Annotated in this window: 16 protein-coding genes, 1 pseudogene and 1 riboswitch; of the genes and pseudogenes, 12 read left to right on the forward strand and 5 right to left on the reverse strand. The window is 66.2% G+C overall.

The annotated features are described in order from the left end of the window. The first annotated feature begins 241 nt into the window (after positions 1 to 241). The 3 genes from IQ782_RS08105 to IQ782_RS08115 all read left to right on the forward strand — a co-directional run bounded on the left by IQ782_RS08105 (position 242) and on the right by IQ782_RS08115 (position 3,093). The gene (locus tag IQ782_RS08105) at positions 242 to 1,255 is read left to right on the forward strand and encodes a TRAP transporter substrate-binding protein (protein WP_194134125.1); all 1,014 of its coding nucleotides are present in this window, start codon (positions 242 to 244) and stop codon (positions 1,253 to 1,255) included. Between the two features lie 81 nt (positions 1,256 to 1,336). After that, the gene (gene denD / locus IQ782_RS08110; RefSeq protein ID WP_194134126.1) at positions 1,337 to 2,314 is read left to right on the forward strand and encodes a D-erythronate dehydrogenase; all 978 of its coding nucleotides are present in this window, start codon (positions 1,337 to 1,339) and stop codon (positions 2,312 to 2,314) included. An 8-nt stretch (positions 2,315 to 2,322) separates the two neighbouring features. Continuing rightward, the gene (locus IQ782_RS08115) at positions 2,323 to 3,093 is read left to right on the forward strand and encodes a FadR/GntR family transcriptional regulator (RefSeq protein WP_194134127.1); all 771 of its coding nucleotides are present in this window, start codon (positions 2,323 to 2,325) and stop codon (positions 3,091 to 3,093) included. Between the two features lie 135 nt (positions 3,094 to 3,228). On the opposite strand, the gene katG is transcribed toward IQ782_RS08115, so the two are convergent. The 3 genes from katG to IQ782_RS08130 all read right to left on the reverse strand — a co-directional run bounded on the left by katG (position 3,229) and on the right by IQ782_RS08130 (position 8,116). Beyond that, positions 3,229 to 5,403 carry a catalase/peroxidase HPI gene (katG, locus tag IQ782_RS08120; RefSeq protein WP_194134128.1) on the reverse strand — a complete coding sequence of 725 codons (2,175 nt, stop codon included), beginning with the start codon at positions 5,401 to 5,403 and terminating at the stop codon, positions 3,229 to 3,231. A 214-nt stretch (positions 5,404 to 5,617) separates the two neighbouring features. Continuing rightward, a complete protein-coding gene (locus IQ782_RS08125; RefSeq protein ID WP_194134129.1) occupies positions 5,618 to 7,024 on the reverse strand; it encodes an alkaline phosphatase D family protein in 1,407 nt (468 codons plus the stop codon). A gap of 99 nt (positions 7,025 to 7,123) precedes the next feature. Then, positions 7,124 to 8,116, reverse strand: coding sequence for an asparaginase (locus IQ782_RS08130; protein ID WP_194134130.1), 993 nt, complete (start codon positions 8,114 to 8,116; stop codon positions 7,124 to 7,126). A gap of 422 nt (positions 8,117 to 8,538) precedes the next feature. Continuing rightward, positions 8,539 to 8,740: riboswitch (cobalamin riboswitch) on the forward strand. A 96-nt stretch (positions 8,741 to 8,836) separates the two neighbouring features. Between IQ782_RS08130 and nrdH the strand changes: the two genes are divergently transcribed. The 4 genes from nrdH to nrdF all read left to right on the forward strand — a co-directional run bounded on the left by nrdH (position 8,837) and on the right by nrdF (position 12,706). Continuing rightward, complete coding sequence (gene nrdH / locus IQ782_RS08135) at positions 8,837 to 9,058, forward strand: glutaredoxin-like protein NrdH (protein ID WP_092420396.1); 222 nt, start codon at positions 8,837 to 8,839, stop codon at positions 9,056 to 9,058. Positions 9,059 to 9,089: 31 nt separating this feature from the next. Then, positions 9,090 to 9,503: a class Ib ribonucleoside-diphosphate reductase assembly flavoprotein NrdI gene (gene nrdI, locus IQ782_RS08140; protein WP_194134131.1), complete on the forward strand. Its 414-nt coding sequence runs from the start codon at positions 9,090 to 9,092 to the stop codon at positions 9,501 to 9,503. Continuing rightward, on the forward strand, positions 9,488 to 11,611 hold the full coding sequence (gene nrdE / locus IQ782_RS08145; protein ID WP_194134132.1) for a class 1b ribonucleoside-diphosphate reductase subunit alpha: 2,124 nt from the start codon (positions 9,488 to 9,490) through the stop codon (positions 11,609 to 11,611). The genes nrdI and nrdE overlap by 16 nt, the downstream gene beginning before the upstream one ends. Before the next feature lie 120 nt (positions 11,612 to 11,731). Beyond that, a complete protein-coding gene (gene nrdF, locus IQ782_RS08150) occupies positions 11,732 to 12,706 on the forward strand; it encodes a class 1b ribonucleoside-diphosphate reductase subunit beta (protein WP_194134133.1) in 975 nt (324 codons plus the stop codon). 85 nt (positions 12,707 to 12,791) lie between these two features. On the opposite strand, the gene IQ782_RS08155 is transcribed toward nrdF, so the two are convergent. Both IQ782_RS08155 and IQ782_RS08160 read right to left on the reverse strand, forming a co-directional pair. Next, positions 12,792 to 15,086 carry a FepA family TonB-dependent siderophore receptor gene (locus IQ782_RS08155; RefSeq protein WP_194134134.1) on the reverse strand — a complete coding sequence of 765 codons (2,295 nt, stop codon included), beginning with the start codon at positions 15,084 to 15,086 and terminating at the stop codon, positions 12,792 to 12,794. A 114-nt stretch (positions 15,087 to 15,200) separates the two neighbouring features. Further along, positions 15,201 to 16,031 carry a hypothetical protein gene (locus IQ782_RS08160; RefSeq protein WP_194134135.1) on the reverse strand — a complete coding sequence of 277 codons (831 nt, stop codon included), beginning with the start codon at positions 16,029 to 16,031 and terminating at the stop codon, positions 15,201 to 15,203. 155 nt (positions 16,032 to 16,186) lie between these two features. Here IQ782_RS08160 and IQ782_RS29725 point away from each other — a divergent pair, with 155 nt between their 5' ends. From IQ782_RS29725 to IQ782_RS08175, 5 genes and pseudogenes are all read left to right on the forward strand, one after another. After that, a complete protein-coding gene (locus tag IQ782_RS29725) occupies positions 16,187 to 16,525 on the forward strand; it encodes a hypothetical protein (RefSeq protein ID WP_240989175.1) in 339 nt (112 codons plus the stop codon). Then, positions 16,519 to 17,178, forward strand: a complete 660-nt coding sequence (locus IQ782_RS08165) for an LLM class flavin-dependent oxidoreductase (protein ID WP_240989176.1) — start codon at positions 16,519 to 16,521, stop codon at positions 17,176 to 17,178. The genes IQ782_RS29725 and IQ782_RS08165 overlap by 7 nt, the downstream gene beginning before the upstream one ends. A gap of 231 nt (positions 17,179 to 17,409) precedes the next feature. Beyond that, on the forward strand, positions 17,410 to 18,378 hold the full coding sequence (locus IQ782_RS08170; protein WP_194134136.1) for a TRAP transporter substrate-binding protein: 969 nt from the start codon (positions 17,410 to 17,412) through the stop codon (positions 18,376 to 18,378). Positions 18,379 to 18,510: 132 nt separating this feature from the next. Then, positions 18,511 to 18,972: pseudogene (locus IQ782_RS29730) on the forward strand (TRAP transporter small permease); the annotation flags it as partial. Between the two features lie 138 nt (positions 18,973 to 19,110). Continuing rightward, positions 19,111 to 20,436: a TRAP transporter large permease gene (locus tag IQ782_RS08175; RefSeq protein ID WP_240989194.1), complete on the forward strand. Its 1,326-nt coding sequence runs from the start codon at positions 19,111 to 19,113 to the stop codon at positions 20,434 to 20,436. The last annotated feature ends 13 nt before the right edge of the window (positions 20,437 to 20,449 follow it).

Here is a 20,449-nt window from a genome sequence, read left to right on the forward strand (position 1 = left end):
GGCGCGCGAAATGTCGATGGGCTGGCTCGGACCCTCGGGCTCCGTGGCTCTGCGGAAAAGCCCGCAGTTGCCTCTGCCTAAGATGGCTGACTATTACAGTCAAGTATCCTCCTGCCCCGCTGACAGCCCCGTGAACAGTGGCGGCTCTCCACCGAAATCGTGGCCTTTGCCAGATTGTCTGGCAATCAGGCGATCTGCCTGCTACTGCTTGAGCTGGAGGACGATTCACAGGGAGGAACCTATGTCCAAGAAATTCACCGCCATCCTTGCGGGTGCCACGCTGCTGGCCGGAGCCGCGAGTGCCCAGACAACGCTGCGCATCCAGACCCACCAGTCGCCGGAATCCGTGTCGGGCCAGCTTGTCCGCGACTTCGTCGAGCAGGTGGAAGCCATGTCCGGCGGCTCGGTCGATATCGAGATGTTCTACAGCTCCGCCGTCGTTGCCTCGGCCGAGACCTTCGGGGCCGCGGCCACCGGCATCCTCGACTGCGACATGACAAATCCAAGCTACCAGACCGGCCTCAACCCGGCGTTCCAGTTCGTTGCAGATACCATGGGCGGCTACGACACGCCGCTCGAATACCTCAGCTGGATAGCCTACGGCGGTGGCCGCGAGGCGATCAACGAGCTCTACAATGCCAATGGCATGGAGTTTGTCGGGGCCTATCTCGGCGGTCAGGAATCGATGAATTCGACCGCGCCGCTGGCGGGCATCGAGGACCTCAAGGGCTGGAAGTTCCGCTCGCCGCCGGGCATGGAATCCGAGATCTTCGCCGAGCTGGGTGCAACGCCGGTCGTGATGGATTTCACCGAGATCTTCACCGCCCTTGAAACCGGCATCATCGATGGCGCCGATGCCTCGACACTGGCCAACAACGTGGGGCTCGGGATCTACGACATCGCCAAGCACACCACCTTCCCCGGCTTCCACTCGATGAGCTCGGACCACCTCGCCTGCAACAAGACCGTCTGGGACGGGCTCGACCCGGCGCAGCAGGCGATCCTGCGCTCGGCGATGGACACCCTCGCGATGAACCTGATGATGCGCACCATCGTGCAGAACGGCGAGGCGCTGACAGCGCTGCCCGAGAAGGGCGTGACCATCTACGACTGGTCCGCCGAGGACCGCGCCGCCTTCCGCAAGGCGGCGGTCAGCCGCTGGGACGTCTGGGCCGACAAGACACCCGAAGCGGCGGCCATGGTCGAAAGCCACAAGGCGTTCCTCAAGCGCATCGGCCTCGGCCAGCCTGAGTAACCCTGCCACCCATCCCCAAGGGCGGCCCGCAGGGGCCGCCCGTTTCCGCAACCCGCCTGAATATATGGAAAGTAAGTCCGAATGAACGTTCTGATCATCGGCGGCGGCGGCTTCATCGGCCGCAAGGTCGCCCAGAGCCTCGCCGACCGCGGCAACCTGCGTGACGAACCCATCGAAAAGCTCACGCTGGCCGACATCGCGGTGCCCGAGCCCATCGAGGCGCCCTTCCCCGTCGAGACCCGCGCCTGCGACATCACCGACCGCGCCTCGGTGGACGCTTTGATCGACGGTGATACCGACGTCATCTTCCACTTCGCCGCCGTGGTCTCGGCCCATGCCGAGGCCGATTTCGAGGCCGGCATGAAGGTCAACCTCGACGGCACGCTGAACGTGCTGGAACGCTGCCGCGCGCTCGGCACCTGCCCGGTGGTGGTCTTCACCTCCTCGCTGGCGGTCTTCGGCGGCGAGGTGCCGGATCCGATCACCGATTTCACCATTCCCAATCCGCAAACCTCCTACGGCATGCAGAAGGCGATCGGCGAGCTGCTGCTGAATGACTATTCGCGCAAGGGTTACGTCGATGGCCGCGGCTTCCGCCTGCCGACCATCTCGGTGCGCCCGGGCAAGCCGAACCGCGCGGCCTCGTCCTTCATGTCCTCGATCATCCGCGAGCCGCTGAACGGCGAGCCGGCGATCTGCCCGGTGGATGAGGGTCAGGAACATTTCTACCTTTCGCCAAGGCGTTGCGTGGAAAACCTCATCAAGGGCGCCGAGCTCGACGCCGCGGACCTCGGCATGCAGCGCTGCATGACCATGCCGGGCCAGCGGCTGTCGATCCGCCAGATGATCGACGCGCTCACCGCGGTCGCGGGCCCCGAGCCGGCGCAGCTGATCCAGTGGGAAGAACAACCCGAGATCGCCGCCATCGTGCGCGGCTGGCGCTTCGACTACCGCTTCGACAAGGCGCTGGCGCTGGGGCTTGAAGCCGATGCCAGCTTCGAGGAGAACGTGCGCTACTACATGGAAGACGATCTTCCCGACGCCACGCCAGCTGCCTGAGGCCCACCATGCTGACCCCGATCGTCCAGACTCCGCGCTACCGGCTGGTCGCCGAGGAGATCGCCACGCGCATCCGCGCCGGCGATTTTGCTCCCGGCACCAAGATGCCGGCGGACAAGGACCTGGTCGCCCAGCTCGGGGTCAGCCGCACCACGGTGCGCGAGGCGATGATCGCCCTCGAGCTGATGGGCTATGTGGTCACCCGCTACGGCGCCGGGGCCTTCGTCGCCGACCCGCTGCCGCCGATGCAGATCGAGCCGCAGGCGGGCGCGCAGGGCCTGCCCGGCTTCTTCGAGCTGGTCGAGGCGCGTTTCGTCATCGAACCCGAGATCGCCGCCATCGCCGCCAGCACCGTCACCCCCGCGCAGATCGCGCAGCTCTCCCGCTGCATCGAGGCGATGTGCGACGCCAGCCTGCCCTTCGAGCGGATCGAGGCGCAGGACCGCGAGTTCCACCTGATCGTTGCGCGATCCACTGGCAATTCGGTCTTCGTCTCGGTGGTCGACGAGTTCTGGCGCGTGCGCCAGCGCTATCCGGAATGGACTCGGCTCAACAACCGCCAGGGCGCCGCGGACATCGCGCGCTTCTCGCGGGACGAGCATCAGGCCATCGTCGATGCGCTGGCCTCCGGAGACGCCGACGGCGCCCGCGCGGCCATGGCGCTGCATTGCCGCAACTCCGGCCAGCCGCTGTTGGAACGCTGGCAGCTCTTCGAGGGCGAAGCGGGTGGCGAGGAGGTGCTGCACCGCCTCAAGGCGCGTGCAGGCCGGGAAGGCTGAGGGGGCGCTGCCCCCTCTTGGCCTGACGGCCAATTCATCCCCGGCGTATTTCAAAAGAGAAGAAGCGACGAGATCCCGATGGAAAAGGCCCGCATGTCAGAGACATGCGGGCCTTTCTTCATCCTGGCGCCAGGATCACTTCAGATCGAAGCGGTCGGCGTTCATCACCTTGGTCCAGGCCCGCGCGAAATCGGCGACGAATTTGTCCCCCATGTCGTCCTGGGCGTAGATCTCGGCGTAGGCGCGCAGGATCGAATTGGAGCCGAAGACGAGGTCCATCCGTGTCGCAGTCCATTTGACCGCCCCGGTCTTGCGGTCGCGGATCTCGTAGAGGCCCTCTGCCGCGGGCACCCAGCTGTTGGCCATGTCCACAAGGTTGACAAAGACGTCGCTGGTCAGCGCGCCCGCGCGGTCGGTGAAGACGCCGTGCTTGCTGCCGCCGTGGTTCGCGCCCATGGCGCGCATGCCGCCGAAAAGCACCACCATCTCGGGTGCGGTCAGCCCCATGAGCTGCGCGCGGTCGAGCATCAGCTCCTCGGCCGAGACCACGTAGTCCTGCTTGAGCCAGTTGCGGAAGCCATCGGCCAGCGGCTCGAGCGGCTCGAAACTCTCGGCGTCGGTCGTCTCGTCCGTGGCATCGCCGCGGCCCGGCGCAAAGGGCAGCTCCAGCGTGTGGCCCGCCGCCTTGGCGGCCTGCTCGACCCCGAGGTTGCCGGCCAGCACGATCACGTCGGCAAGCGAGGCGCCGGTCTCGGCGGCGATGGGTTCGAGCACCGACAGCACCTTCGCCAGACGCTCGGGCTCGTTGCCTGCCCAGTCCTTCTGCGGGGCGAGGCGGATGCGCGCGCCATTGGCGCCGCCACGCATGTCGGAGCCTCGGAAGGTGCGGGCACTGTCCCAGGCGGTGGAGACCATCTCTGCAAGACTGAGGCCGCTCGCGGCGATCTTTGCCTTGACCGCGCCGACGTCGTAGCCCGACGGCCCGGCGGGGATGGGATCCTGCCAGATCAGGTCCTCGGCGGGCACGTCCGGCCCGAGGTAGCGCGATTTCGGCCCCAGATCGCGGTGGGTCAGCTTGAACCAGGCGCGGGCGAAGGTGTCGGCGAAATACTCCGGGTCGGCCATGAACTTCTGGCAGATCGCGTTGTAGATCGGGTCGACCTTCATCGCCATGTCGGCATCGGTCATCATCGGCATGCACTTGATCGAGGGATCCTCGACGTCGGCGGGCATGTCCTCTTCCTTGATGTTCACGGGCATCCACTGCCAGGCGCCGGCGGGGGACTTCTTCAGCTCCCACTCGTGGCCGAAGAGCATGTCGAACCAGCCCATGTCCCATTGCGTGGGATGGGTGGTCCAGGCGCCCTCGATGCCGGAGACCACCGTGTCGCGGCCGATGCCGCGGCCCTTGGTGTTCATCCAGCCGATGCCCTGGTACTCGGGCCCGGCGTCCTCGGGGTCGGGGCTGAGGTCGGCGGGATTGCCGTTGCCGTGGCTCTTGCCGATGGTGTGGCCACCGGCGGTCAGCGCCGCGGTTTCCTCGTCGTTCATCGCCATGCGGGCAAAGGTCTCGCGGACCATCGCGGCGGTGCGCATCGGATCGGGCTGGCCGTTGACCCCCTCGGGGTTCACGTAGATGAGGCCCATCTGCACCGCCGAGAGCGGGTTCTCGAGCGAGGCGGGGTCGGTCACGTCATCGTAGCGCGTGTCGGAGGGCGCGAGCCATTCCTTCTCGGCGCCCCAGTAGACGTCCTTCTCCGGGTGCCAGATGTCCTCGCGGCCAAAGGCAAAGCCGAAGGTCTTCAGGCCCGCGACCTCGTAGGCGATGGTGCCCGAGAGGATCATCAGGTCGGCCCAGGAGATCTTGTTGCCGTATTTCTTCTTGATCGGCCAGAGCAGGCGGCGGCCCTTGTCGGTGTTGACGTTGTCCGGCCAGCTGTTCAGCGGCGCGAAACGCTGGTTGCCGGTGCCGCCGCCACCGCGGCCGTCGGCCAGACGGTAAGACCCTGCCGCGTGCCATGCGACGCGGGCGAACATGCCGACGTAGGAGCCCCAGTCCGCGGGCCACCACTCCTGGCTGTCCTTCATCAGGGCGCGCAGGTCGTCCTTCAGCGCCTCCACGTCGAGCTTCTCGAACTCTTTGCGGTAATTGAAATCCGGCCCCATCGGGTTGGTCTTGAGATCGTGCTGGCTGAGGATGTCGAGGTTAAGACCTTTCGGCCACCAGCTGGTCACCGACGTGCCGCTCTCGGTCAGACCGCCGTGCATGACCGGGCATTTGCCCCCGGTGCCAACGTCGTTTCCGTCCATGTCGTTTCTCCCATAGGATGAGCATCCTTGCGCGGGACGAGGCAGGGCAGCGGGCGCGGGTCGTTCGCATGCGCCGATATCGCCGCCGAGGTCCCTCCTGCACGGGCAGTCTATCTAGCGGAGGCGGAAGGGTCAGGTGATTCTTGCCCGCTTACGTTGCGCCTGCGGCAGTCTGCCGCTGCGCGGAAGATAGGTTTCAGATGTCACAAAGGGATCACAGCACCATCGCAGGTGTCGGCCCGCTTTGCTCCAGCTCCCAGATCGCGCGCCACTGACCGGCGCGCCGTTCGAGCCGCAGGTAGTTGCGCTCGGCAACGTAGCGCGTGGCTTGCCCCGGCAGAGGGCGAATGCGGATCGCGCGGCCCGGAAGCGGTGCCTCGCCCAGCCCGGCCAGCGCTCCGAGGCAGCGGGCATAGGTCTTTGGCGGCGCGCGGTGCGAAATGCCCGAGGCGACGAGCTGGTGGATCTGCTCCGGCCCGCTGCCCATCTCGGCGCGGGTGGCAAGATGGATCTCGCCCGACAGCACGGTGACCGGCCCGGCCTTGCGCATGCGCAGGACCTCAGAGAGCATCCGCCGCCATTCCTCGCGGTGGGCGTGGCTCTGCCACTGGTCGCGCAGGTCGTCTTCGTATTTCTGCATCCGGGGGATCGCCATCATCAGGCTCTCGACCAGCGACAGGCGCGGCCCGAGCAGCGGCACCGAGGAGACAAGGAACGTGTGCGCGCCGCCCTCGGTGGCCTCGACCCCGCGCCAGCCCGCGGTGCCCATCACCTGCCGCCGCTCGCGCTCGGAGCGCAGGTCGGGGGCCAGCAGCGTCAGGCCCGGCAGCTCGTGTCGCCAGGACAGGCTGCGACCCTCCGGGTCAAGGAAGAGCTCGGGCACGTCTGCCTCGGTGGCGGCATGCTGGAACAGCAGGTAGGTCTCACGCGCGATGCGGAACAGCAGCTGGCCGATCGCCGAGGCGGTGGCCTCGCGCCGCAGCGAGCCCCAGCCGTCGCAGATATCGTGGTCGTCCCAGATGCAGAGCGCCGGCACCTCGGCGGAGACCTCGGCGAAGCCGGGCGCGGAGAAGGTGCGCAGATAACGCTCGAAGAAACGCGAGCGGAGGTGGGCTTCGAGATCGGCCAATGCCTCGGGCGTCGCTTCGGGCAACCGCTCCGGCCAGTCCTCGGAGAGCGGGTGCCCATGGGTGGCCTCGTCGGCGTAGATCTGATCCCCGCCCATCAGCATCAGCGCGTAGCCCGTCTCGCGGTGCTGCGCATGGAGGCGGTGCCACATCCCGTTGCGCTCGGCCGCGTCGCGCCCGAGATCGCCGTGCTCCTCGCCGTTGCAGGAGACGAAGGCTATGCGCAGGTCGCCGGAGAAATCGGTGACAACCGAACGCGTGATGCCCTCGAAGTCATAGGCCGGCGCGGCATGCGGCAGGGTCAGATCATAACGCCAGACCCGCCTGCCCTCGCAATCGGCAAGCAGGCGCGGCGCGACGGCTTCCCCGGCGACGCGCATGTCTTCCGGCCGCTCGGCCTCGGGGCGCACCACCAGGGCGGCGATGCGCAGCGCATGGGGCTCGGCGGCCCGGAAATAGAGGATCGGGCCGATGCGGTCGGGGGTGTCGGTCATGGCGGTCCTGCTCTGCCTGTGTCATCGTCAAGATAGGCAGTCGCGGCAGAAATTCCCGTGTGCGCCGAGGGCTTCCCGAGATTTTGCGGCTTTGCGCGATCAGACCTTCGTGACCGCCTCGGCGATCGCCTGCATCCGGTCCGGCCCTTCGGGCAGCCCCGGCAACAGGGCGGCGAGCAGCAGGCGGGCCTTGGCGGCGCTCAGGTCCCCGGCAAGGATCGCCCCTGCCTCGACCATGGTCACCCCGCCGCCGTCGGAGCCGTAGACGGCGCGGGTCCGTCCCTCGGAACAGCGGCTGGCAAGGATCACCGGAACGCCAGCGGCGACCAGCCGCCGCGTCGCATCCGCAAAGCCCCTGGGCGCGTTGCCCCGTCCGAAGGCCTCGATCACCACGGCAGAAGCACCGCTCTTCGCGCACCATTCAAGGTAGCGCGGCGTGCTGCCGAGGCCGAGGGCCACAAGCTCGACGTCCGGGTCGAGCGCGACGGCGTCGATCCGATGACGCGGCCGTGCCGGTCGGGTGTAGAGATGAACCTCGCCCTCATCCACCTCCCCCAATTTGCCGTGGCCGTTGGAGCGGAAGGTATCGGTGCGCGAGGCATGCACCTTGCTGACGTGGCGCGCGCCGTGGATCTCGCCTTCGAAGACGATCACCGCCCCCACGCCACTCAACTCGGGCGTCGCCGCGCAGAGCAGGGCATCGCGCATGTTGCGCGGCCCGTCGGTGTCGCGTTGGCCCGCGTGGCGTTGCGCGCCGGTGAAGACCACCGGCTTGTCGGAGCTGACCAACAGCCGCGCGAGGAAGGCGCTTTCCTCCATGGTATCGGTACCATGGGTGACGACGACGCCATCGACCCCCGCCTCGGACAGCCGCGCATCGATATGTCGGCATAGCCTGTGAACGGCCTCGAGCGTCAGCGCGTTGCTGCCCGCGGCCGCGATGGTGTCGACCTCGACGGTGATCCCCGGCAGCGGCGCATTCAGGCTCTCCAGCAGCGCGTCGCCGCTGAGCCCGGCGGTGACCGCCCCACCCTCGGTCTTGGCAAAGGAGGCGATGGTGCCGCCGGTGGCGACGAGAACGATATGGGGCATGCGGTCCTCCTGCGGAACGGAAACTGACGGTGTGCGACAGCTGCATAGGCGCAGGCGCGCGCGAAGGCCAGACGGCGCGCCGCGTTCGGAATTCTGCAAAGGAAGGGAGGATGCGGCGGCCCCAAGGGAGGAGAAGGGCCGCCGCCGATTTCCGGGGCTGAGGGAGGAGGAGAAAGACCCCGAAAAAATCCTTTGACGCGTTGCCGCGTCGACAGGGCCTATCTAGGAAGACGCCGCCCCGGGAACAATCGACATTCCTGCAGAGCCGACCTGTCGAGAATGCATGGCGGCCGCCGAAGTGGCCCAAGGCGCTGTATTTCAGGGATGAGCCGCGTTGCGCCGATGCTGCATCGCGTGGCAGGAGGGCGGAATTGAGGAAGTCAACAACAACTGCATATTGACGCATTCGGGGTGAGATGTTCTAGATGTAGTTGCTTTTCGGTTCCATCGAGTCGGGCGACGGCCCGGCGCGGCGACAAGAGGGAAACCGGTGAAAACCCGGTGCTGCCCCCGCAACTGTAAGCGGCGAGTGAAGGCCCAAAGAGCCACTGGGACCCCCCGGGAAGGCGCGGCCGGAACCACGACCCGCCAAGCCAGGAGACCTGCCGAGGGCCAAAACGAATGACCACGAACGGAGGGTTCGGGGCGTGCAAGATCTGCGGCAGGCACGGGGCCTGTCCGGTTGCGCGTTCCTGCCCTGCTAGCTGAGGACGCAAGAGCATGATCACCGTCTACTCGAAACCCGCCTGCGTGCAGTGCACTGCCACCACCCGCGCGCTCGACGCCAAGGGTCTGGACTACAACGTGATCGACCTCACCGAGGACGACGCGGCGATGTCGCTCGTGACCGAACTGGGCTACCGCCAGGCACCCGTCGTCACCTTCGGCGAGGATCACTGGTCGGGCTTCCGCCCGGACCTGATCGCCCGCCTCGCGAACTGAGGTCGGCAGGATCGGCAAAAAGGGATCGGCCATGTCGGGGCTCGTCTATTTCTCCTCTGCCAGCGGCAACACCGCGCGTTTCGTCGCCAGCCTCGGCCGGGCGGCGCTGCGCATTCCGGTGTCGCCGAAAGAGATGACGCCGGAGCCCGGTGACCCCTTCGTGCTGATCTGTCCGACCTATTCCGACGGCGAGGGCCGCGGCGCGGTGCCGAAACAGGTGATCCGCTTTCTGAACGATCCGGCCCGCCGCGCGCTGCTGCGCGGCGTGATTGCCGGCGGCAACCGCAATTTCGGCGAGACTTTCGCGCTCGCTGGCCGAGTCATTGCGCAAAAATGCAACGTCCCCCTGCTCTACAGTTTCGAGCTGGCGGGAACGACCAAGGATTTCGCCCGCGTCAACGACGGGCTCGACGCTTTCTGGGGGACCCCATGCTTGACCGCCTGAACGAGACGCTGGACTACCACGCGCTCAACGCCATGCTGAACCTCTACGATGCGGACGGCAACATCCGCTTCGAGGCCGACCGTATGGCGGCGCGGCAGTATTTCCTGCAGCATGTGAACCAGAACACCGTGTTCTTCCACTCGCTGACGGAAAAGCTCGGCTACCTTGTCGAGGAAGGCTACTACGAGGCCGAGGTGCTCGCCCAGTATGAGCAGAGCTTCCTGCAGAAGATCTGGGACGCGGCCTTTGCCAAGAAGTTCCGCTTCCCGACCTTCCTCGGTGCGTTCAAGTATTACACCTCCTACACGCTGAAGACCCGCGACGGGAAACGCTTCCTCGAACGCTACGAGGACCGCGTGGTCATGGTCGCGCTGGCGCTGGCGCGCGGAGACGAGGGGCTGGCGATGTCCTTCATGGAAGAGATCCTGTCGGGCCGCTTCCAGCCCGCCACGCCGACTTTCCTCAACGCGGGCAAGAAGAGCCGGGGCGAGCTGATCTCCTGCTTCCTGCTGCGCATCGAAGACAACATGGAAAGCATCGGCCGGGCGATCAACTCGTCGCTGCAGCTGTCGAAGCGCGGCGGCGGCGTCGCCCTGATGCTGACCAACATCCGCGAGGCCGGTGCGCCGATCAAGGGCATCGAGAACCAGTCCTCGGGCGTGATCCCGGTGATGAAGCTTCTTGAAGACAGCTTCTCCTACGCAAACCAGCTGGGCGCGCGTCAGGGCGCGGGCGCGGTCTACCTCAACGCGCACCACCCCGACATCCTCAAGTTCCTCGACACCAAGCGCGAGAACGCCGACGAGAAGATCCGCATCAAGACCCTCAGCCTTGGCGTGGTGATCCCCGACGTGACCTTCGAACTCGCCAAGCGCAACGAGCCGATGTACCTGTTCTCGCCGCATGACGTGCAGAAGGTCTACGGCGTGCCCTTCTCCGAGATCTCGGTGACCGAGAAATACGAGGAGATGGTCGAGGACAAGCGCATCCGCAAGACCAAGATCAACGCCCGCGCGTTCTTCCAGACGCTGGCCGAGATCCAGTTCGAGAGCGGCTATCCCTACATCATGTTCGAGGACACGGTGAACCAGATGAACCCGGTGGACGGGCGCATCACCATGTCGAACCTCTGCTCGGAGATCCTGCAGGTGGCCGAGGCGTCGGAGTTCAACGACGACCTGAGCTATTCCAAGCTCGGTACCGACATCTCGTGCAACCTCGGCTCGCTCAACATCGCCAAGACCATGGACGGCCCGGACTTCGGCGCCTCGATCGAGACCGCGATCCGCGCGCTGACCGCCGTGTCGGAAATGTCGGCCATCGACTCTGTGCCCTCGATCCGCCGCGGCAACGACGAAAGCCGCGCGATCGGCCTTGGCCAGATGAACCTGCATGGCTACCTCGCCCGCGAGCACGTGCATTACGGCTCGGACGAGGGCGTCGAGTTCACCTCGGTCTACTTCGCCGCCGTGGCCTACCACGCGCTGCGCGCCTCCTGCGCCATGGCGCGGGAAAAGGGCATGACCTTCAAGGGCTTCGAGAAGTCGAAATACGCCGACGGCAGCTTCTTCGAGAAATACGTCACCCGCGACTGGCTGCCTGTGAGCGAGACGGTCACCCAGCTCTTTGACGGTATCACCCTGCCCACCCGCGCCGACTGGGAGGCGCTGAAGGCCGACGTCATGGCGCACGGGCTCTACAACCGCAACCTGCAGGCGGTGCCGCCGACCGGCTCGATCAGCTACATCAACAACTCGACCTCCTCGATCCACCCGATCGTGTCGAAGATCGAGATCCGCAAGGAAGGCAAGATCGGCCGCGTCTACTACCCGGCCGCCTTCATGAACAACGAGAACCTCGAGTATTACCGCGACGCCTACGAGATCGGTCCGGAGAAGCTCATCGACACCTATGCCGCGGCCACCGAGCACGTCGACCAGGGCCTGTCGCTGACGCTGTTCTTCCCCGCCGAGGCCACCACGCGGGACATCAACCGCGCGCAGATCTACGCGTGGAAGAAGGGGATCAAGACGATCTACTACGTGCGCCTGCGCCAGACCGCGCTGGAAGGCACCGAGGTGCAGGGCTGCGTCTCCTGCACGCTCTGACCCGAACGCCGGACCGGGGGCGCTGCCCCCGGACCCCCGGCGTATTTGAGGAACAATGAAGAAGGGGCGCGCGCGCCTCGCAAGGGACGAGGGCCGCTGGCCCGATAAAGGGATGATCCGATGAAGGACACCGTCACCTCCCCCGCCGTGCCGCGGGCGATCAACTGGAACCGGCTGCAGGACGACAAGGACCTCGAGGTCTGGAACCGCCTGACCGTCAACTTCTGGCTGCCCGAGAAGGTGCCGCTGTCGAACGACGTGCAGAGCTGGGCAACCCTGACCGACGCCGAGAAGCAGCTGACCATCCGTGTCTTCACCGGTCTCACCCTGCTCGACACGATCCAGAACTCGGTCGGCGCGCCGGCGATGATGCCCGATGCGCAGACCCCGCACGAGGAGTCGGTGCTGACCAACATCGCCTTCATGGAGGCGGTGCACGCGCGCAGCTACAGCTCGATCTTCTCGACGCTCTGCTCGACCCGCGAGGTCGACGAGGCGTTCCGCTGGTCGGACGAGAACCCGCACCTGCAAGCCAAGGCCAAGGCGGTGCTGGAAACCTATGCCGCCGGAGCCGACCCGCTGAAGCGCAAGATCGCCTCGGTGTTCCTTGAAAGCTTCCTGTTCTACTCGGGCTTCTACCTGCCGATGTACTGGTCGAGCCGCGCCAAGCTGACCAACACCGCCGACCTGATCCGCCTGATCATCCGCGACGAGGCGGTGCATGGCTATTACATCGGCTACAAGTTCCAGCGCGCGCTGGAGCGCGAGAGCGAAGAGCGCAAGGCCGAGCTGAAGGATTACGCCTTCTCGCTGCTGTTCGAACTCTACGACATCGAGGCGCGCTACACCGAGGAGCTCTACGATGGTATCGGATTGAGCGAAGAGGTGAAGGCGTTCCTCCACTATAACGCGAACAAGGCGCTGCAAAACCTTGGTTTCGAGGCTCTTTTCCCGCCCGAGGCGGCGGAGGTGAATCCGGCGATCCTGGCGGCGTTGAGCCCCGACAGCGAGAACCACGACTTCTTCTCGGGCTCGGGGTCGAGCTACGTGATCGGCAAGGCCGTGGCCACCGAAGACGAAGACTGGGATTTCTGAGCGCCGCGCCAGGCCCGGCCCAGACTTGCAAAGCGCCGCCCGATCCCTCGGGCGGCGCTTCTTCGTGTGATGCATCAACTACGGATCAGAAGGTCTTGGTCAGACCGAAGTAGTAAGCGCGTCCGGGTTCGTTGTACGTATTCGCGCCATCGCCGGACCGCAGGATTTCCTTGTCGAAGAGGTTGGTCACCCCGGCCTTCAGGTCAAAGCCGTTGTCAAACTGGTAGGTCATCGCGAGGTTGACCAGCGTGTAGGGATCGCGGTCTTCGGTGTCGTCGATCGAGTAGCCGGAATGCGCGCTGTACTCGGTGGCCTCGGTCGGCCCGTAGTGGGTGAGCGACGGAATGAGGCTGAACTTGTCGTTCACTTCCCAGGTCACCGCGGCGTTGATCGTGTAGTCGGGCACCAGCGACAGGGGCACCTCGACGTCAAGATCGCCATAGCTTTCGCCGTCGGAGTTCGTGCCACCCTTGATCTTCAGCTTCTGCGAGGACTCGATCATGTAGGTCCCGTTCACCGCCAGCGACAGCCGCTCGCCAAGCGGCATGGCGAAGCTGCCCTCGAGACCTTCGACTTTCGATTCCGGCACGTTCTGCCACTGGTAGAGCCGTGCGGTGCTGCTCCCGACGGAGGTGGTCCCGACCTGCTCGGTGCCCGCCTGGATCTTGTCGCGGTAGTCGTTGTGGAAGTAGGTCAGCGTCGCATTGATGCCGTTCAGGCCGGAATAGGCCACCCCGATTTCGGTGTTGATCGAGGTTTCCGGGTCCAGGTCATCGTTGCCGAGCACGTAGCACGGTCCATCGCCGACATAGGGGTACGGACAGCCGTTGCCCCGCGTCGTGTAGACGTAGCGGCCCGACTGCTGGTAGAGCGTCGGCGCCTTGAAGGCCTTGGCGATCCCCCCCTTCACCGTCCACTCCGAGGTCAGGTCGTAGGAGGCGTTGATCCCGCCGGACATGGTGGTGCCGAAGGTGTCCGCCCAGTCCAGGCGCACCGAGGGGGTGAGCGTCAGCCGGTCGGTCCACTCGATGTTGTCCTCGAGGTAGAGACCGAGCGTGAGCTGTTCGGTGACGTCGTCGCCCGACGTCGTGTCGATCGAGCCATCGTTGCTGGTGATCGAAGAGAAGGAGCCGTAGTCGCTGAGGTCGAGCTTTTCGTACCGCAGTTCGGTTCCCAGCGTCAGCGCCGAGGGGCGGCCGAGGAAGCTGCGGTCGAGGTAGGCCTCGGACTTGCCGGAGATCGCCTGCAGCAGCGCGGTATCCCATTCGTCGGTTGAATTGATCGTCCCCTCGCTGCCGCCGGCGGGGCCCTCGGAGAGGCGCGTGTTGTCGCTGCGCTCGTACTGGAGGTAGCTCATCGTCTCGCCCCAGCCGTAGCTGCCGTTATGGGTGATCGCGAAGGTGCCCCGCTTGATGACGTTGGTTTCTTCGCCGTCGTCCGAAAGCTGGGTGACCAGCGAGTCGGGATCGTCGGTCAGCCGGTTGCCAAGCTGGGTGTCGCCCGCATAGAGGTTGCCCTGCCGCGACCAGCCAAGCTCGAAATCGAAGCGGTTCCGGTCGCTGGGCTGCCAGCGCAGCGCAAGGGTCGCGTCCTTGTTGACCACGCCTTCGCTGCCCGCGTCGCGGCTGCAGCTCACCTCGCCGGTGTCCTCGTCGGTCTCGCAGGTCTCGACTTCGCCGTTGACGTCCGGATCGTCCGCATCGGTCTTGTTGTAGCTGCCCGAGAAGCGCAGCGAGAAATCCTCGTTGAGGCGCTTGGCCCAGAGCAGGTTGTAGCGCTGGGTCGCGCCTTCGAGGCTGCTTTCGGGCACGTCGAAGAAGGTGCCGATCTGCAGCAGATCCTCGTCGGGGGCCTTGGTGATGATGTTCACCACGCCGCCCGCAGCGCCCGAGCCGTAGCGCGCCGCCGCCGGGCCACGGATGACCTCGATACGCTCGACCATCTCGGCGGGCACCCAGTTGGTGTCGCCGCGGGTGTCGCGCTCGCCCGAGCGGCCCATCTTCACCGAGGTGCGCGACAGCACGGGTTTGCCGTCGATCAGGATCAGCACGTTTTCGGGCCCCATGCCCCGGATGTCGACCTGCCGCTGGTTGCCGCGCTGGCCCGAGGGCGAGGTGCCGCTGAGGTTCACGCCCGGCATCTTGCGGATGATCTCGGCGATGTCGTTGACCACCGGCTGCTTGTCGAGGTCCTCGGCGGTGATGGTCGAGGTGCCGAGCGCCTGCTTGATCTGTTCCTCGGCGGTGAGGACGATGGTACCAAGCTCGTAGCCGGCGTCATCGCCAAGGGTGAAGTCCTGCGCCAGTGCCGGGGTCAGCGGAACAGCGGACAGAAGAAATACGGCTGTGCCAGAGGCAAGCCGTGCACGTGCGGATGCCATGAGCGATCCTCTCTGCGCGTTGAGGGTTTCACGATGTAAGGAGAGTCGCTGGCGGGAGCTGGCGTGGCGGAGGAGAACCATCTCGGCCCCGCCTCTGCAATATTTCAGACAAAATTACTCAGTTTCTTGTCGCATTTCTGCAACAAGCTGTCCGCTGCCCATGCGCGCCAGTCGGGGCTCGCGCGGGTAAGCACCGCGTCCGTGTTCGCGACTGCCATGCGGCAAGCCGAGGGATTTTACCTGTCCGCCGACGCCGGTGATGGTCTCGACGAAATTCTCTTCCTGCCGGCGCAGCAGTGCGTGCTCCTCCTCGTGCAGGGCGCAGGTGATATGCGGCACGGGAATTCCCCAGCGGTCGCGCCGCTTGGGATCGAGGGGGATCCGGTTGGTCGCGTGGGACTGGATCTGGCCGAAGCCGAAGAACAGCAGCGGCGCGGGCTCGCCCGCGGGCACCGCGCCGCGTCCGACCGCGCCCTGGAAATCGAAGTGGCCGATCTCGACGGGGTCGCCGGAGAAGCGCGGAATGAAGACGCCGCCCTGCGGGGCGCAGAAGAGGTCCTGCGGCTGGCCGTCGGTGCCGGTCCAGCCGCCCCCGACAGCCGGAAAGCACCCCATACCCAGCATTGGCAGCTGGTCCATGACCTCGCGTCCGAGCGTGCCAGAGGACGTGCCGTGCCCGCCGGGGTGCGCCTCGGAGGCGGAGGTGAGCAGCCGCCGCGCGCTCCCGGCCACCTGCTTGAAGCTCTTCTCGGCCGGGCTCTTCTTGGCCGGGGCCTTGCAGATGGCATCGGGCAGCTGCGGCAGCCCGTCGGCATTGCCGTAGGTGCCGAGGCAGGTCTCGACATCGTCGTGGTTGGGCTCCAGGTCCTCGTGGCCGATCGGCCGGTCCTCGCCGCGCCCCCTGAGGGTTCTCGAGAGGAGATCGTCATCGGACCAGCGCAGCAACACCCGGCCGAAGATATGCGTCCTTCGGCCCGCCTGCCGCCCGCGGCTCCACGCGAGGGGCGCGCCATCTTCACGCCGCCTGCAGGCTGATGGCGCTTGTCCCTCTCCTGGCCCTGCCCGTGCTGATGCGCCTCGATCCAACCCGAGCATCACTGATGAAAAACCACGCCCATGGCCGAGAACAAGTCGATTGGCGCAACCAAAAGGGAGAGAGGACCTTCCATGACCCAGATCGGCGTCTTCCTTCCCATCGGCCGCCACGGCTGGCTGATCCGACGACCTCGCCGGACACCATGCCCAGCGTCGATCTGAACAAGGCGGTGATGCAGCGTGCCGAGCACTTCGGGCTCGACGTCGCGCTGTCGATGATCAAGTTGCGCGGCCACAATGGCCCGTCCGAATACCGGGTGCAGAACCTCGAGCGCTTCACCATGATGTCGGGCTCGCGGCGGTCACAAGCCGTATCAAGCGCTTCGCTTCCTGCGCCATGCTGACCCTTCCGCCCGCGCTCACCGCCCGCATGGCGGTCACGCTCGACTCCATCGCGCCGGGCCGAGCCGGGGTGAACATTGTGACCGGCTGGCAGCCCAAGCAATACCAGCAGATCGGCATCGAGCTGACGCCCGAGCATTTCGCCCGCCGCCATGATTGCGCAGCCGAATACGCGCAGGTCATGCAGGGGCTGTGGCGCGACGGCCGCTCCAACGTCAAGGGCGACGTCTTCCCGATGGACGACTGCGTGCTCGAGCCGCGTCCGACCGATGGCCGCATTCCGATCGTCTGCGCGGGACAGTCCGAGAAGGGCCTAGAATTCGTCGCCAAGTACGGCGATTACAACTTCGTCGGCGCGGGCGGAGACATGAACAACACCTCGGCCTCCATGGAGATGGTCGCCAAGGAAAGCTCGACCGCTGCGAACCTCGTGCGCGCGATCAAGAACCCGCAGCCCACGGGCATGCTCAAGCCCATCCGCGGCTACGAACAGGGTGCCGCCATGCGCGACGAGATCGCCGAGGCACCGGGTCTGAAAGGCATCCTGTCGACCTTCGACGACTTCCTCATCGGCATGGAGCAGTTCGGCCAATACATCCAGCCGCTGATGAAGCCCCGCAGCGACGCGGGGCGCAAAACCTCCTTCGCGGCCTGACGCACGGCTGACACCTCCCCGCGAGACCCTGCCCCGGACCGCTGGCTTGTCCGGGGCTTTTTCCGTGCGTCTTTGCCCCTCATGCCGTCCATGGCCGTGGCACGACGGTGAAATCCCCCGTTCCATTGCCGCGCAACATCTGCAAACGTGATTGCAAAAGCTGCCCCCGAGTAAGACACATGTCGGATCGGGGATAAAAACAAAACCCGTGCAACCACAGAGAGGTAAACTATGAAACTCACCGCAGCCGCGTTCCTGACGCTGACCACCGCGCTTGCCGGCGCCGCCTCGGCCGAGACCTGGGACATGCCGATGGCCTATCCCGCCAACAACTACCACACCGAGAACGCGCAAGCCTTCGCGGATGCGGTCAAGGAGTGCACCGGCGGTGACCTGGAAATCGTCATCCACGCCGGCGGCTCGCTGTTCAAGGGCGACGAGATCAAGCGCGCCGTGCAGCTGGGCGAAGCGCAGATCGGCGAGCGTCTGCTCTCGGCCCATGCCAACGAGAATGCGGTTTTCGCCTACGACTCGATCCCCTTCCTTGCCACCTCCTTCGAAGCCTCCGAGACGCTGCGCGCCGCGGCCGAGCCGGTGCTCGCCAAGGTGCTGGCCGAGCAGAACATCGTGCCGCTCTACTCGGTGCCGTGGCCGCCGCAGGGCCTGTATTTCTCCAAGCCGGTCGAGACCCCCGAGGCCATGGAAGGCACCAAGTTCCGCGCCTACAACTCGATCACCGCGCGCGTCGCGGAACTTGCCGGCATGGTGCCGACGCAGGTCGAGGCGGCGGATCTGAAACAGGCCCTCGCGACCGGCGTCGTTTCGGCGATGATCTCTTCGGGTGCCACCGGCGTGGACGAGAGCGTCTGGGAGGACATGACCAACTTCTACGACGTGAAGGCCTGGCTGCCGCGCAACACCGTGTTCGTCAACAAGGACGCGCTTGACGGCCTGTCCGACGCGGCGCGCACCTGCGTGCTCGACGAGGCGGCTGCCGCGCAGACCCGCGGCGCCGAGAAGGCCGCCGAGCTCGCTGGCGGCTTCGTCAAGACCCTGGCCGACAACGGCATGGACGTGAACCCGCCAAGCGAGGCGATCACCGCCAAGCTGCAGGAGATCGGTGCCGAGATGACCACCGAGTGGATGGAGACGGCTGGCGCGGATGGCAAGGCCATCGTCGACGCCTACAAAGCCCAGTAAGCACGGGCATCCCGAACGCGCGGCGCCCCGGACTGACCGGGGCGCCGACCCGGTCATGACGCCGGATGCCCGCGTTCGCCCGTGACTGATCCCGACATGACGTCAACGACACATATGGAAGGCCGAGACGCGATGACAGCAGGCTCCCCCCTTCGCCGCCTCGCCGATGGGCTCTATGCACTCTCCGGCACGGGGGCCGCGCTGGCGCTGGTCGCGATCCTCTGCCTCGTGGTCGCGCAGATGGTGACGCGCTGGCTTGGCGTGCTCTTTCCCGGCGGCGCCAACTACGCCGGCTACGCGATGGCCACCGCCTCGTTTCTCGCGCTCGCCGACACCTTCCGGCGCAACGAGCACATCCGGGTCGGCATGCTGGTCGAACGGAGCGGCGCCTTGCGGCGCGGCGTCGAGATCTGGTGCTACACCGCCGGGGCGGCAGTGGCCCTGTTCTTCGCCTGGTACGCGGTGAAGGCACCCTACCTGAGCCACAAGATCAACGACATCAGCCAGGGCCAGGATGGCACGCCGCTGTGGATCCCGCAGATCGCCATGGCGGTGGGCGCGGTGCTGCTGGCCATCGCCATGGTCGACAGCCTGTTGGGGCTGCTCTTCACCAGGGAGATGGGCGTCGACACCCCGCGCCAGCCGATGCTGCGCGACGCGCTCGGCTCGGTGAAGGCGCGGCTGGCGCTCTTCGCGCTGTCGGTGCTGGTGCTCTACGCCGCGATCCACCTGATGACCGGCTTCGACCGTGACGCGGTGGGGCTGAAGATCGGCGTCTTCCTCTTCGTGATGTTCTTCCTGCTGGGCTCGGGGCTCTGGGTCGGGCTCGCGCTGATGGGGGTCGCCTACATGGGGATGATCGGCTTCACCCCGCGCAACCCCGGCAGCTCGATGAGCATCACCGTCTGGACCTCCTCGTCGAGCTGGACGCTGACCTCGTTGCCGCTGTTCATCTGGATGGGGGAAATCCTCTACCGGACAAGGCTGTCCGAGGACATGTTCAAGGGGCTTGCGCCCTGGCTCTCGCGCTTCCCCGGCGGCTTGCTGCATTCCAACGTGGTGGGCTGCACGGTCTTCGCGGCAGTCTCGGGCTCCTCGGCGGCGACGCTGACCACGGTCGGCAAGATGTCGATCCCCGAGTTGCGCAAGCGCGGCTATCCCGAGTTCATGATCGTCGGCACGCTCGCGGGGGCCGCGACACTGGGGCTGATGATCCCGCCCTCGCTGACGCTGATCGTCTACGGCGTCACGGTGCAGCAGAGCATCACCGGCCTGTTCATGGCGGGCGTCATCCCCGGCATCGTGCTGGCCACGATGTTCATGGCCTACATCGCGATCTGGTCGGTGGTCCGCAAGGATCAGGCCCCCGAGCCGGAGCCGCACACCACCTTTGCCGAGAAGCTGCGCGCCTCGACCCTGCTGATCCCGGTGATCGCGCTGATCCTCGTGGTCATCGGCTCGATGTACCTCGGCATCGCCACGGCGACCGAGGCGGCGGCCTTCGGCGTCATCGGCGCGCTTGTGCTGGCCGGGCTGCAGGGCTCGCTCGACTGGGAGGCCTTCCGCCAGAGCCTTATGGGGGCCACCCGCACCTCGGCGATGATCGCGCTGATCCTGATGGGCGCGAGCTTCCTGACGCTGGCCATGGGCTTCACCGGCGTGCCGCGCGCGCTGGCCGGGGTGATCGCCGCCTGGGAGCTCTCGCCGGTGGCGCTGATCGCGGCGCTGACGGTGTTCTACATCATCATCGGCATGTTCCTCGACGGCATCTCGGCGGTGGTGCTGACAATGGCGATCATCGAGCCGATGATCCGCGCGGCGGGCATCGATCTCATCTGGTTCGGCATCTTCATCGTGGTGGTCGTCGAGATGGCGCAGATCACCCCGCCGGTGGGCTTCAACCTCTTCGTGCTGCAGGGGATGACCCGCCACGACATGAGCTACATCGCCAAGACCGCCCTGCCGATGTTCCTGATCATGGTGCTGATGGTCGGCGTGCTGGTGGCCTTCCCCGGCCTCGCCACCTGGCTGCCGGACATGGTCCAGGCCAAGCAATAACCCCGGTGGGGAG

The sequence above is a fragment of the Salipiger mangrovisoli genome, assembly GCF_015223355.1.
Taxonomy (GTDB): domain Bacteria; phylum Pseudomonadota; class Alphaproteobacteria; order Rhodobacterales; family Rhodobacteraceae; genus Salipiger; species Salipiger mangrovisoli.

Bases quoted from the DNA above. Each gene is read 5' to 3' on its own strand.
- nrdE (WP_194134132.1), top strand. From the start codon at position 9,488: ATGCTTGACCGCCTGAACGAGACGCTGGACTACCACGCGCTCAACGCC.
- IQ782_RS08165 (WP_240989176.1), top strand. From the start codon at position 16,519: ATGCTGACCCTTCCGCCCGCGCTCACCGCCCGCATGGCGGTCACGCTC.
- IQ782_RS08170 (WP_194134136.1), top strand. From the start codon at position 17,410: ATGAAACTCACCGCAGCCGCGTTCCTGACGCTGACCACCGCGCTTGCC.
- nrdH (WP_092420396.1), top strand. From the start codon at position 8,837: ATGATCACCGTCTACTCGAAACCCGCCTGCGTGCAGTGCACTGCCACC.
- IQ782_RS08125 (WP_194134129.1), bottom strand. From the start codon at position 7,024: ATGACCGACACCCCCGACCGCATCGGCCCGATCCTCTATTTCCGGGCC.
- katG (WP_194134128.1), bottom strand. From the start codon at position 5,403: ATGGACGGAAACGACGTTGGCACCGGGGGCAAATGCCCGGTCATGCAC.
- IQ782_RS08155 (WP_194134134.1), bottom strand. From the start codon at position 15,086: ATGGCATCCGCACGTGCACGGCTTGCCTCTGGCACAGCCGTATTTCTT.
- nrdF (WP_194134133.1), top strand. From the start codon at position 11,732: ATGAAGGACACCGTCACCTCCCCCGCCGTGCCGCGGGCGATCAACTGG.
- IQ782_RS08105 (WP_194134125.1), top strand. From the start codon at position 242: ATGTCCAAGAAATTCACCGCCATCCTTGCGGGTGCCACGCTGCTGGCC.
- IQ782_RS08175 (WP_240989194.1), top strand. From the start codon at position 19,111: ATGACCGGCTTCGACCGTGACGCGGTGGGGCTGAAGATCGGCGTCTTC.
- nrdI (WP_194134131.1), top strand. From the start codon at position 9,090: ATGTCGGGGCTCGTCTATTTCTCCTCTGCCAGCGGCAACACCGCGCGT.
- denD (WP_194134126.1), top strand. From the start codon at position 1,337: ATGAACGTTCTGATCATCGGCGGCGGCGGCTTCATCGGCCGCAAGGTC.
- IQ782_RS08130 (WP_194134130.1), bottom strand. From the start codon at position 8,116: ATGCCCCATATCGTTCTCGTCGCCACCGGCGGCACCATCGCCTCCTTT.
- IQ782_RS08115 (WP_194134127.1), top strand. From the start codon at position 2,323: ATGCTGACCCCGATCGTCCAGACTCCGCGCTACCGGCTGGTCGCCGAG.
- IQ782_RS29725 (WP_240989175.1), top strand. From the start codon at position 16,187: ATGAAAAACCACGCCCATGGCCGAGAACAAGTCGATTGGCGCAACCAA.